This is a genomic window from Streptomyces sp. NPDC002076 (assembly GCF_053593835.1).
In genome coordinates, this window is the sequence record NZ_JBSFDI010000007.1 from 30,385 (window position 1) to 43,112 (window position 12,728).

The window sequence follows — 12,728 nt, forward strand, 5'->3', positions numbered from 1 at the left end:
GTCCGGCGGCTGGTCGGCCTGGGATTGGTGGGGCGTCTGCGTGGCCAGGGATCCGTCCGGCGGCTGGTCGGCCTGGGATTGGTGGGGCGTCTGCGTGGCCAGGGATCCGTCCGGCGGCTGGTCGGCCTGGGATTGGTGGGGCGTCTGCGTAGCCAGGGATCCGTCGGGCGGCCAGGTGGGCAGGGACCGTGTCGGCGGGGCGGCCAGGGACCGTATCGGCGGGGCGCCCAGATGGCCACGGATCGGTATCGGCGGGGCGGCCAGGTGGCCAGGATCTGTGGGGACTCCGGGGCACGGCAGAGTGCCGTCCCACAGTGAGAACCGCTTCGCCTACCCACCCCCTTCCTCCCCTACGCTTGTCCCGTGACCCCCGTCGAGCTGTCCCGCACCGTGCTGCACGCGGTGCGTTGTGCTGTCGATGACGGGGAGCTGAGTGTGACCGTGCCCGAGCGGGTCGTGGTGACCGAGCCGGGGCCCGGGGGGTGCGGGGACTTCGCCACCAATGTCGCTCTGCAGCTCGCCCGGTCGGCTGGGCAGCCGCCACGGCGGGTCGCCGAGATTCTGCGGCCCCGGCTCGTCGGTGCCGACGGCATCCGGGACGTCGTCGTGACCGGGCCCGGGTTTCTGAACATCAGCCTCGACGCGCGGGCCGACCTCGTCACCGCGCTCGTCCGGGAGATCCGGGCCCGTGGTGCCTCGTACGGCCATGGGGACGCCCTCGCCGGTCAGGTTGTCGCGCTGCGGGTGCCGTACGAGGTGCGGGCCGAGGTCGTCGCGGACGCCGTCGTACGGATCGTGGCCACGCAGGGCGGGCGGGCCACCGTCGAGCACGGTGAGCCCGTCAATCTGCGGCCCGTGCCCGCGCCCGAGGATCCCGCGCCGCTGGGCCACGACGCCTCCCAGTGGGCCCTGCTGCACCCCGCCGCGCACGACCGGCCGCGGATCACCGCCGATCATCTGGTCCAGCGGGAGAGCAATCCGCTGTTCCGGATCCGGTACGCCCATGCCCGCATCCGGTCCCTCAGCCGCAACGCCGCCCGCCTGGGCTTCACCGCCGAGCCCGGCCCCCTCGACGCAGGCCACTCCGCCGGCGCCGGCCCACTGGTCACCAGCCGCTCCACCGACACCCCCCCGGCCACCTCCGCGAACGGCACCTCCGCCCACGGCACCCCCACCCTCCTCACCCCCCTGGCCGACCACCCCCGCATCCTCTCCGCGGCCGCCACCCACCGTGCCCCGGACCGGCTTGCCCGGCATCTCGTCACCGTTGCGGATGCCGTACTGCCGTTTCTGCCCTCCGTGCTGCCCTGCGGCGAGGAGAAACCCTCGGCCGCCCACCGCGCCCGGCTCGCCCTCGCCGAAGCCGCCGGGACGGTGCTGGCCGGCGGCCTGTCCCTGCTCGGCATCGACGCACCCGAACACCTCTGAGGCTCCTCGCGAGAGACGCCCGGAGAGAGACAGAGAGTCTGAGAGTCACCGTCATGAGCCGTTCCGCCCATCCCGCCGGGCCCCGCCACGCCGACGTGCTGCCCGAGGGGCACTACTCCGCGCCGCCCGCCGATCTCAACGCCCTCGACCACAAGGTGTGGGCGCAGACCGTCGGGCGCAATACCGACGGTGTCGTCACCGTCGGCGGCGTCGATGTGAACACCCTCGCCGAGGACCACGGCACCCCCGCCTACATCCTCGACGAGGCCGACTTCCGTGCACGCGCGCGTGCGTGGCGTTCCGCCTTCGGGGCCGATGCCGACGTGTTCTACGCCGGGAAGGCGTTCCTGTCCCGTGCCGTCGTGCGGTGGCTCCACGAGGAAGGGCTCAACCTCGACGTGTGCTCGGGTGGGGAGCTGGCCACCGCCCTCTCCGCCGGCATGCCGGCCGAGCGCATCGCCTTCCACGGCAACAACAAGTCCCTGGAGGAGATCGAAAGGGCCATCCGCGCCGGTGTCGGGCGGATCGTGCTCGACTCCTTCCAGGAGATCGTGCGCGTCGCCCACATCGCGCAGTCCCTGGGCAAGCGGCAGAAGGTCCAGATTCGGATCACCGTCGGGGTCGAGGCCCATACGCATGAGTTCATCGCCACCGCCCATGAAGACCAGAAGTTCGGGATTCCGCTGGCCGGGGGGCAGGCCGCGGAGGCCGTGCGGCGGGCGTTGCAGCTCGACGGGCTCGAGCTGATCGGGATCCACTCCCACATCGGGTCGCAGATCTTCGACATGTCCGGCTTCGAGGTCGCTGCCCATCGCGTCGTAGGGCTGCTGAAGGACATTCGCGACGAGCACGGGGTCGAGCTGCCCGAGATCGACCTGGGGGGTGGGCTCGGGATCGCCTACACCAGTGACGACGATCCGCGCGAGCCGCACGAGATCGCCAAGGCGCTGACCGAGATCGTCACGCGTGAGTGCGAGGCCGCCCGGCTGCGCACCCCGCGCATCTCCGTCGAGCCCGGGCGCGCCATCGTCGGGCCGACCGCCTTCACGCTCTACGAGGTCGGCACCGTCAAGCCGCTGGACGGGCTGCGGACGTACGTCTCCGTCGACGGCGGCATGTCCGACAACATCCGGACGGCCCTGTACGACGCCGAGTACAGCGTCGCCCTCGTGTCCCGGACCTCCAGCGCCGAGCCCATGCTCGCCCGCGTGGTCGGCAAGCACTGCGAGAGCGGGGACATCGTGGTCAAGGACGCGTTCCTGCCGGCCGACCTGGCGCCGGGCGATCTCATCGCCGTACCGGCCACCGGCGCGTACTGCCGGTCCATGGCCAGCAACTACAACCATGTGCTGCGGCCGCCCGTCGTCGCCGTGAAGGACGGCGAGGCGCGGGTGATCGTGCGGCGCGAGACGGAGGAGGACCTCCTGCGTCTCGACGTCGGCTAGCCCGCCACCGGGGCTGGAAGATCTCCGGTCCTCCGGCCCCGTGCCCATGAAATACATGTCTCACGATCCGGACGAAGGGTAGAAACTCCCGTCCGGTGAGTGAGACTGGTCCAACCGTAGACGGTAAGAGGAAACGAGGTCGGATGATGCGTACGCGTCCGCTGAAGGTGGCGCTGCTGGGCTGTGGAGTTGTCGGCTCAGAGGTGGCGCGCATCATGACGACGCACGCCGACGACCTCGCCGCCAGGATCGGGGCGCCCGTGGAGCTCGCGGGCGTGGCCGTACGGCGGCCGTCCAAGGTGCGCGAGGGCATCGACCCCGCCCTCGTCACCACCGACGCCACCGCCCTCGTCAAACGCGGGGACATCGATGTGGTGGTCGAGGTGATCGGCGGGATCGAGCCCGCGCGGACCCTCATCACCACCGCCTTCGAGCACGGGGCGTCCGTCGTCTCCGCCAACAAGGCCCTGCTCGCCCAGGACGGGGCCGCCCTGCACGCGGCGGCGGAGGAGCACGGCAGGGACCTGTACTACGAGGCCGCCGTCGCCGGTGCCATCCCGCTGATCCGTCCGCTGCGCGAGTCCCTCGCCGGTGACAAGATCAACCGGGTGATGGGGATCGTCAACGGCACCACCAACTTCATCCTCGACAAGATGGACTCCACGGGCGCGGGGTACCAGGAGGCGCTCGACGAGGCCACCGCCCTCGGGTACGCGGAAGCCGACCCGACCGCCGACGTCGAGGGCTTCGACGCCGCCGCCAAGGCCGCCATCCTCGCCGGGATCGCCTTCCACACGCGCGTGCGCCTCGACGACGTCTATCGCGAGGGCATGACCGAGGTCACCGCCGCCGACTTCCGCTCGGCGAAGGAGATGGGCTGCACCATCAAGCTGCTCGCCATCTGCGAGCGCTCCAAGGACGGTGCGTCGGTCACCGCGCGTGTGCATCCCGCCATGATTCCGCTGACCCACCCGCTCGCCTCCGTGCGCGGCGCGTACAACGCCGTCTTCGTGGAGAGCGACGCCGCCGGTCAGTTGATGTTCTACGGCCCCGGCGCCGGCGGTTCGCCGACCGCCTCGGCCGTGCTCGGCGACCTCGTCGCCGTCTGCCGCAACCGGCGGGGCGGCGCCACGGGGCCCGGTGAGTCGGCGTACGCCGCCCTGACCGTCTCGCCCATGGGCGAGGTCGTCACGCGCTACCACATCAGCCTCGACGTCGCCGACAAACCGGGTGTTCTCGCCCAGGTCGCGACCGTGTTCGCCGAGCACGGGGTGTCGATCGATACGGTGCGCCAGCAGGGCAAGGACGGCGAGGCCTCCCTCGTCGTCGTCACCCACCGTGCGTCCGACGCCTCCCTGAACGGGACCGTCGAGGCGCTGCGCAGCCTCGACACCGTGCGGGGTGTCGCCAGCATCATGCGGGTTGAAGGAGAGTAACCAGCAATGACCCACCAGTGGCGCGGAATCATCGAGGAGTACCGGGACCGGCTGCCGGTATCCGACACCACGCCGGTCGTGACGCTCCGCGAGGGCGGCACGCCCCTCGTGCCCGCGCAGGTGCTCTCCGAGCGCACGGGCTGCGAGGTCCACCTGAAGGTGGAAGGTGCCAACCCCACCGGGTCCTTCAAGGACCGCGGTATGACCATGGCCATCAGCAAGGCCAAGGAGGAGGGGGCGAAGGCCGTGATCTGCGCCTCCACCGGCAACACCTCGGCCTCCGCCGCCGCTTACGCCGTGCGGGCCGGCATGGTTTCGGCCGTTCTCGTCCCGCAGGGCAAGATCGCCCTCGGCAAGATGGGCCAGGCCCTCGTGCACGGCGCGAAGATCCTCCAGGTCGACGGCAACTTCGACGACTGCCTCACCCTCGCGCGCAACCTGAGCGAGAACTACCCGGTGGCGCTGGTCAATTCGGTCAACCCGGTGCGTATCGAGGGCCAGAAGACGGCCTCCTTCGAGATCGTGGACATGCTCGGCGACGCCCCCGACATCCACGTCCTGCCGGTGGGCAACGCGGGCAACATCACCGCCTACTGGAAGGGCTACAAGGAGTACGCCGCCGACGGCATCGCCACGAGGACCCCGCGCATGTGGGGCTTCCAGGCCTCCGGCAGTGCGCCGATCGTGCGCGGCGAGGTGGTCAAGGACCCGTCGACCATCGCCACCGCCATCCGCATCGGCAACCCGGCCTCCTGGCAGTACGCCCTGGCCGCCCGGGACGAGTCGGGCGGCCTCATCGACGAGGTGACGGACCGTGAAATCCTGCGCGCCTACCGCCTGTTGGCCGCGCAGGAGGGCGTCTTCGTGGAGCCCGCCTCCGCCGCCTCCGTGGCCGGTCTGCTGAAGGCCGCCGAGCAGGGCAAGGTCGACCCGGGCCAGAAGATCGTGTGCACGGTCACCGGCAACGGTCTGAAGGACCCCGACTGGGCCGTCGCCGGCGCCCCGCAGCCGGTCACCGTCCCGGTCGACGCGGCCGCCGCGGCCGAGCGCCTCGGTCTGGCCTGAACCCTGGAAAAACCCTGACAGGGTGCACAGGGGGCTTACGACACGCATCGTGCGCCTCCTGTGCGCCCTATGTCGCCACAGAACCTTCCTTCGATAGGCTGTACCGAACCCGCCCGTTGCATATGCCCTCGCATCGGGGCAGCGCCGCGCCGTCTGCGCGGCCCGAGGGTCTCCCCGTACGTCATCGAATGTCTTCGACAGTCACGCAGCTCAAGGAGAGTCAACGAGCGATGGCCGGTCCAGCGTTCCGCGCCGCCGCCGTCCGGGTGCGCGTTCCCGCCACCAGCGCCAATCTCGGCCCGGGCTTCGACGCCCTCGGCCTCGCGCTGGGGCTCTACGACGACGTGGTCGTCCGGGTGGCCGACTCCGGGCTGCACATCGACATCGCGGGGGAGGGCAGCGAGACCCTCCCGCGTGACGAGTCTCACCTTCTCGTCCGCTCCCTGCGCACCGCCTTCGACCTGCTCGGCGGGCAGCCGCGCGGCCTGGAGATCGTCTGCGCCAACCGCATCCCGCACGGCCGTGGCCTCGGCTCCTCCTCCGCCGCCATCTGCGCCGGCATCGTCGCCGCCCGCGCGGTGACCATAGGCGGCGAGGCCCGCCTGGACGACGCGGCGCTGCTGGAGCTGGCCACCGAGATCGAGGGCCACCCCGACAACGTGGCCCCGTGTCTGCTCGGTGGGTTCACGATCGCCTGGATGGAGTCCGGCGCCGCCCGGGCGATCAGGATGGAGGCCAGTGATTCCATCGTTCCGGTGGTTTTCGTGCCCGGAAAGCCGGTCCTGACCGAGACCGCGCGCGGCCTGCTGCCGCGCACCGTGCCGCACGTCGACGCCGCCGCCAACGCGGGCCGTGCCGCCCTGCTCGTCGAGGCCCTCACCCGGCGCCCCGAGCTGCTGCTGCCCGCCACCGAGGACCGCCTCCACCAGGAGTACCGCGCCCCGGCCATGCCGGAGAGCGCCGCGCTGGTGGAGCGGCTGCGCGCCGACGGCATCCCGGCCGTCATCTCCGGCGCCGGACCCACCGTCATGGCGCTGGCCGACGCCGACAGCGCCGACAAGGTCGCCCACCTCGCGGGTGCGGGCTGGGCCGCGAACCGGCTGGACCTCGATGTCCAGGGAGCGAGCGTGCTGCCGCTTGCGACCTGACACACGGTTGCCGGATTTGGAGAGGGGGAATGTTTGTTGGATCCGGTAGTGTTAACCTCAAGTCTGCACCCGACCCCACCATGGCGAGGTGCCTCGTGTCCCAGTCCGGGACAGACATTCTTCCGGGAGCCTCCCACGCCACTCCGTGTTCCGTGCGCCGTACCTGGGCAGTACGTCGCATGCGGACACTGAGCGGGCCGCCGGGCACGCTCCGGAATCGGTGCTACCACGCCACGTGACACTGAGTGCCACGACTCGCGGAAGCGCCATCACCGCACATTTCTTCCGCCGCTTTGGCGGACCACCGCCCCGGCACGGTTCACGGAAAGCAAGGACCGTAGCCGGACAGCACAACCGGTCGCCGAGCCAGACAGGCCGACGTCCGCTCCAGGGAAGGACCCTTCGTGAGCGACACCACCGATCTGATGGGCGCACGTGTCGAGGAGACCGCTGCCGCGCCCGCCACGGACGCCTCCGCGCCTGCCACCGGTGCCGGCTCCCGGCGGCGCCGCGGTACCGGCCTTGAGGGCATGGTGCTGGCCGAGCTGCAGCAGGTCGCCTCGGGCCTCGGCATCAGGGGCACCGCGCGGATGCGCAAGAGCCAGCTGATCGAGGTCATCAAGGAGGCGCAGGCCGCCGGGGGCGCCGCCCCCAAGGCCGAGGCCGCCACCGAGACCAAGCCGAAGCGCCGCGCCACCTCCAAGGCCCGTACCGGCGAGGACACCGCCGAGAAGAAGGCGGAGGCCAAGACCGAGGCCCCCGCCGAGAAGGCCGTGGCCCAGCAGCAGATCGAGATCCCCGGCCAGCCCGGTGGGGGCACCTCCCGCGATGGGGGTACCGCCCGCGCGAGCGCAGCCGAGCGTGGGGAAGACGACGCGCCGACCGAGCGCCGTCGTCGCCGCGCCACCGCCGAGGCCGGCAGCCCCGCCCCGAGCAGCGCGGAGACCATCACCGCCGAGGCCAAGGCCGAGCCCAAGGCCGAGACCCCCGCCCAGCAGCCGCAGGGCGAGGCCGGTGACGGCGACGGCCGTGGCCGCCGCGACCGCCGTGAGCGCGGCCGGGACCGCGACCGCCGCGGCAAGGGCGACGAGCAGCAGGGCGGCCAGCGTCAGCAGCAGGGCCAGCAGCAGGGCGGCCGTCAGGACCGTCAGCAGGACGAGGACGACTTCGAGGGCGGCCGCCGGGGCCGTCGCGGCCGCTACCGGGACCGCCGTGGCCGCCGTGGCCGCGACGACATCGCCGAGCCGCAGCTCGCCGAGGACGACGTCCTGATCCCCGTCGCGGGCATTCTGGACATCCTCGACAACTACGCCTTCATCCGGACCTCCGGCTACCTGCCGGGCCCGAACGACGTGTACGTCTCCCTCGCCCAGGTCCGTAAGAACGGCCTGCGCAAGGGCGACCACGTCACCGGTGCGGTCCGGCAGCCCAAGGAGGGCGAGCGCCGCGAGAAGTTCAACGCGCTGGTCCGCCTCGACTCCGTCAACGGCATGGCGCCCGAACACGGCCGTGGCCGCCCGGAGTTCAACAAGCTGACCCCGCTCTACCCGCAGGACCGCCTCCGCCTGGAGACGGACCCGGGCGTGCTCACCACCCGCATCATCGACCTGGTCTCGCCGATCGGTAAGGGCCAGCGCGGTCTGATCGTGGCCCCGCCGAAGACCGGCAAGACCATGATCATGCAGGCGATCGCCAACGCGATCACGCACAACAACCCCGAGTGCCACCTGATGGTCGTCCTCGTCGACGAGCGTCCGGAAGAGGTCACCGACATGCAGCGGTCGGTCAAGGGCGAGGTCATCTCCTCGACCTTCGACCGCCCGGCCGAGGACCACACCACGGTCGCCGAGCTCGCCATCGAGCGCGCCAAGCGCCTGGTGGAGCTGGGCCACGACGTGGTCGTGCTGCTCGACTCGATCACGCGTCTGGGCCGCGCCTACAACCTGGCGGCTCCGGCCTCCGGACGCATCCTGTCCGGTGGTGTCGACTCCACCGCGCTGTACCCGCCGAAGCGGTTCTTCGGCGCGGCGCGCAACATCGAGGACGGCGGTTCGCTGACCATCCTGGCCACGGCTCTCGTGGACACCGGGTCCCGCATGGACGAGGTGATCTTCGAGGAGTTCAAGGGCACGGGCAACATGGAGCTGAAGCTCGACCGCAAGCTCGCGGACAAGCGGATCTTCCCGGCCGTGGACGTGGACGCCTCCGGTACCCGTAAGGAGGAGATCCTGCTGGGTGCCGAGGAGCTGGGCATCGTCTGGAAGCTCCGCCGTGTGCTGCACGCGCTCGACCAGCAGCAGGCCATCGAGCTGCTGCTCGACAAGATGAAGCAGACCAAGTCGAACGTCGAGTTCCTGATGCAGATTCAGAAGACGACGCCGACGCCCGGCAACGGCGACTAGTCGGTACAGACCGGGCAGGAAAGAAGGCCGCCCCCCGTCAATCGGTGACGGGGGGCGGCCTTTTGGCGCTGAGAGGTACGGGTGCGCATCACGCGCCCCTCCTGACTCATCGCCCCATGGGGGACTCTCTTGTCCACGCCTCTTCCCCGCAGCGGCCGGCACAGACGACGCATACGCATCGTCCTGCCCGTCGCCGCCGCCGGTGTCGCCGCGGCCGTCGCCGCCGCGGTGCTGACCACCTCCGCCGGTGCCACGACGACTTCGGCCTCGCCGACCGTCAAGCCCGCCACCAGCTCCGCCTCGCTCAGCGAGCTGACGAACCGCGTCGCGGGCGCGCTCGCCACCGACAAGGACTTCAAGAAGGCTTCGAAGACCAAGGACACGAACGGCGGCGGCACGGCCTCCTCGTCGTCCTCGTCGTCCACGTCGTCCTCGTCCACGACGTCCGGCACCGGCACCGTCAGCCCGATGATCATCGGCGGTACCACCACGAGCATCACCTCGGCCCCGTGGATGGCCCAGCTCTGGTACTACGACGACAAGGGCACCAGCGACACCAGCGACGACGTCGGCTTCTTCTGCGGCGGTGCCGTGGTGGCGCCGACGAAGATCCTGACCGCCGCGCACTGCGTCAAGGGCTTCGACTGGCACGCCAACGGCGCCATCGTCACCGGCACCGACCAGCTGCCCACCACCGACTCCTCCGGCAACACCGACGTGCACGGCGGCACGGTCTCCGGCGTCTGGCGGCAGTGGAACCACCCGTCGTACAACGCGACGACCATCGACAACGACATCGCCGTACTGACCCTGCCGAGCCCGATCAAGGCGACGCCGATCCGCATGACGACGTCGACCGACACGGCGTCCTACGCGGCCGGCACCAGTGCCAAGGTCTACGGCTGGGGCCGCACCAGCTCCACCAGCCAGGACATCTCGCAGACGCTCAAGACGGCGACGCTGCCGATCCAGTCGGACAGCACGTGCTCCGGCGCCTTCGGCAGCGACTTCATCGCCGGCCACATGGTCTGCGCGGGCAACCCCGCGACCGGCAGCGACTCCGGCACCACCGCCACTTGCAACGGCGACTCCGGCGGCCCGCTGATCGTGAACAACCGCATCGTGGGCATCGTCTCCTGGGGCGTGCAGAACTGCGTCGCCAAGGGCGCCTACAGCGTGTTCAGCAAGGTGAAGTCGTACGTCGGCGCCGCCTACCCGCGCATCGACGACACCAACCTCAGCGGCGACCACAAGGCCGACCTGTTCGTGCGCGAGCACTCCACGAACACCGGCTACGAGAAGGACTCCAAGGGCACCTCGTTCGCGTCCCGCGTCTCCTGGGGCAGCTTCTCCGGGTACAACACGATCCTGCAGACGGACCTGGACCGGGACGGCTACCAGGACTTCATCCTGCGCCGCAGCAGTGACGGGGCCGTCTTCTGGCTGCACTACATCCCGGCCACCCAGAGCTGGAGCAAGAAGGAGATCTTCAGCAACTGGTCCACCCGGAAGGCCACCGTCGCCCCCGGCGACGTCACCGGCGACTACCTGCCCGACCTGCTCTCGGTCGACTCCTCCGGCAACCTGTGGATCTACCCGGGCAAGGGCGACGGCTCCTTCGCCTCCCCCGTCAAGGTGGGCTCCGGCTGGGGCCAGTACAACTCCCTGCGCGGCCACGGCGACTTCGACGGCGACGGCAAGGCCGACCTGATCGCCCGCCAGAGCAGCACCGGCGACGTCTACCTGTACCGGGGCACCGGCACGGCCGGCTCGGGCGCCTTCGCCCCCCGGATCAAGGTGCGCAGCGCCTGGACCGGCTACAACGCCTTCGACGCCGTCGGTGATGTGACCGGTGACGGCAAGGCCGACTTCCTGGCCCGCACCTCCGGCGGCACGCTCTACCTGTACCCGGGCACCGGCAAGGCGACCAGCGAGATCTTTGCCACAAGGATCTCGGTCGGCACCGGTTTCCAGGCGTACGACCTCTGGGGCTGAAACCCCAGGTGAGCGAGACTCACCGCCCGTGACCCGATCACGCACAGTGCCCATCGCCGTACGCGGTGGGCACTGTGCGTTGTGCAACCCTTGCCCGAGTTTCTCCGTCTGCCCTTACGGAGTGACGATGGAGCGGTACTGACCGCGCCTGACCCTGAAAGCAGGGGGTAACCGACCGACGAGACCTAGGAGCGATGTGTCCGCCGAGAGCACGCCGGAGCCCGTCATACCCGAGCCGGGCGAGACCGGCCCCCGCCGCAGTGGCAACGGCCGCCGCAGGAGCCGGAAGGCCCTGCGCGCCGCGGCCTGGACGGCCGCAGGTGTGGTCGCGCTGGGCGGGGCCGGCGCCGGTTACCTCTACTTCAAGCTCAACGGCAATATCCGAAGCGTCGACATCGACCAGGCCCTCGGCACCGACCGCCCCACGAAGATCGACAACGGCTCCGAGAACATCCTGGTCCTCGGCTCGGACACCCGCTCCGGCTCCAACAAGAGGCTCGGCGGCGGCATCGACGACGGCAGCGCCCGCTCCGACACGGCGATGATCGTCCACGTCTACGAGGGCCACAAGAAGGCCAGTGTCGTCTCCGTCCCCCGGGACACCCTGATCGACCGCCCGGCCTGCACCGACACCAAGGGCACCAGACACCCGGCCGCGAGCGGAGTGATGTTCAACGAGGCCTACGCCACCGGCGGCGCGGCCTGCGCGGTGAAGACCGTCGAGTCCCTCACCGGCATCCGCATGGACCACTACCTGGAGGTCGACTTCGCCGGCTTCCAGAGGCTCATCGACGACCTCGGCGGCGTCCCGGTCACCACGACGAAGACCATCGACGACCCGCAGAGCCACCTGGACCTCCGGGCCGGCACCCACACCCTCGACGGGCAGCAGGCCCTCGGCCTGGTCCGCACCCGGCACGGCGTGGGCGACGGCTCCGACCTGGGCCGCATCCAGCTCCAGCAGGCCTTCGTCAAGGCCCTGCTCGACCAGGTCGAGCACGTCGGCGTCTTCAGCAACCCGAAGAAGCTGTACGACCTCGCCGACACCGCCACCAAGACGGTCACCACCGACTCCGACCTGGGCTCGGTCAACTCCCTGATCGACTTCGCGGACGGCCTCAAGGGCATCGGCTCACGGCACATGACCATGATCACCATGCCGGTCCAGTACGACCCGTCGGACCCCAACCGCGTGCTCATGCAGAAGCAGAAGGCCCAGCTGGTCTGGGACGCCCTGAAGAACGACCGGCCCATCCCGAGGTCGGCGACGCAGGGCACGGCAACCGGAGAAGCCAAAGGCGTGGTGACTCCCTGAGGGGCGACTCCCCAGGGGCGCGGGGCTGTATCGATGTGCGGCTCCGCCGCGTGGGCGCGACAAGCCACGGACAACCTGCACTCGCCCACGTCGAGACCACGGCAGCCCCGTAGGCGACAACCCACTCACCCGCAGGAATACAACAACCGCACCCCCGGTTTTGGGAGAGGGCCCCAGTCCTGGCAGACTGGTACGTCGGCTCCGGTTCACGCTCCCGCACCCCGCGGCGGCGACCCGGCGCCCTCCCGAAACCTAGGAGACACCTTGAAGCGCGACATCCACCCCGCGTACGTCGAGACGCAGGTCAGCTGCACCTGTGGCGCGTCGTTCACCACCCGCAGCACCATCGAGTCCGGCACCATCCGGGCCGAGGTCTGCTCCGAGTGCCACCCGTTCTACACGGGCAAGCAGAAGATCCTCGACACCGGTGGCCGTGTGGCCCGCTTCGAGGCCCGCTTCGGCAAGGCCGCCGGCTCCAAGAAGTAGCGAGCCCC

At 70.5% G+C, this 12,728-nt stretch carries 9 protein-coding genes; all 9 read left to right on the forward strand.

Annotation, left to right across the window (positions count from 1 at the left end):
- Window positions 1-363: 363 nt before the first annotated feature.
- The 9 genes from nrtL to rpmE all read left to right on the forward strand — a co-directional run bounded on the left by nrtL (window position 364) and on the right by rpmE (window position 12,720).
- Window positions 364-1,428 (forward strand): ArgS-related anticodon-binding protein NrtL, encoded by a 1,065-nt coding sequence (gene nrtL / locus ACWCQS_RS16705; protein WP_451005109.1) that lies wholly within the window; start codon window positions 364-366, stop codon window positions 1,426-1,428.
- Window positions 1,429-1,481: 53 nt separating this feature from the next.
- Window positions 1,482-2,873: a diaminopimelate decarboxylase gene (lysA, locus tag ACWCQS_RS16710; protein ID WP_451005110.1), complete on the forward strand. Its 1,392-nt coding sequence runs from the start codon at window positions 1,482-1,484 to the stop codon at window positions 2,871-2,873.
- Between the two features lie 143 nt (window positions 2,874-3,016).
- The gene (locus ACWCQS_RS16715; RefSeq protein ID WP_451005111.1) at window positions 3,017-4,309 is read left to right on the forward strand and encodes a homoserine dehydrogenase; all 1,293 of its coding nucleotides are present in this window, start codon (window positions 3,017-3,019) and stop codon (window positions 4,307-4,309) included.
- Between the two features lie 6 nt (window positions 4,310-4,315).
- Window positions 4,316-5,374, forward strand: coding sequence for a threonine synthase (gene thrC / locus ACWCQS_RS16720; protein ID WP_451005112.1), 1,059 nt, complete (start codon window positions 4,316-4,318; stop codon window positions 5,372-5,374).
- Between the two features lie 230 nt (window positions 5,375-5,604).
- The gene (gene thrB / locus ACWCQS_RS16725; RefSeq protein WP_388620867.1) at window positions 5,605-6,522 is read left to right on the forward strand and encodes a homoserine kinase; all 918 of its coding nucleotides are present in this window, start codon (window positions 5,605-5,607) and stop codon (window positions 6,520-6,522) included.
- 404 nt (window positions 6,523-6,926) lie between these two features.
- On the forward strand, window positions 6,927-8,924 hold the full coding sequence (gene rho, locus ACWCQS_RS16730) for a transcription termination factor Rho (RefSeq protein WP_451005113.1): 1,998 nt from the start codon (window positions 6,927-6,929) through the stop codon (window positions 8,922-8,924).
- Between the two features lie 129 nt (window positions 8,925-9,053).
- Window positions 9,054-10,919, forward strand: coding sequence for a trypsin-like serine protease (locus tag ACWCQS_RS16735; RefSeq protein WP_451005114.1), 1,866 nt, complete (start codon window positions 9,054-9,056; stop codon window positions 10,917-10,919).
- A gap of 196 nt (window positions 10,920-11,115) precedes the next feature.
- The gene (locus ACWCQS_RS16740; protein WP_451005115.1) at window positions 11,116-12,234 is read left to right on the forward strand and encodes an LCP family protein; all 1,119 of its coding nucleotides are present in this window, start codon (window positions 11,116-11,118) and stop codon (window positions 12,232-12,234) included.
- Between the two features lie 264 nt (window positions 12,235-12,498).
- Window positions 12,499-12,720: a 50S ribosomal protein L31 gene (rpmE, locus tag ACWCQS_RS16745; protein WP_030740744.1), complete on the forward strand. Its 222-nt coding sequence runs from the start codon at window positions 12,499-12,501 to the stop codon at window positions 12,718-12,720.
- The last annotated feature ends 8 nt before the right edge of the window (window positions 12,721-12,728 follow it).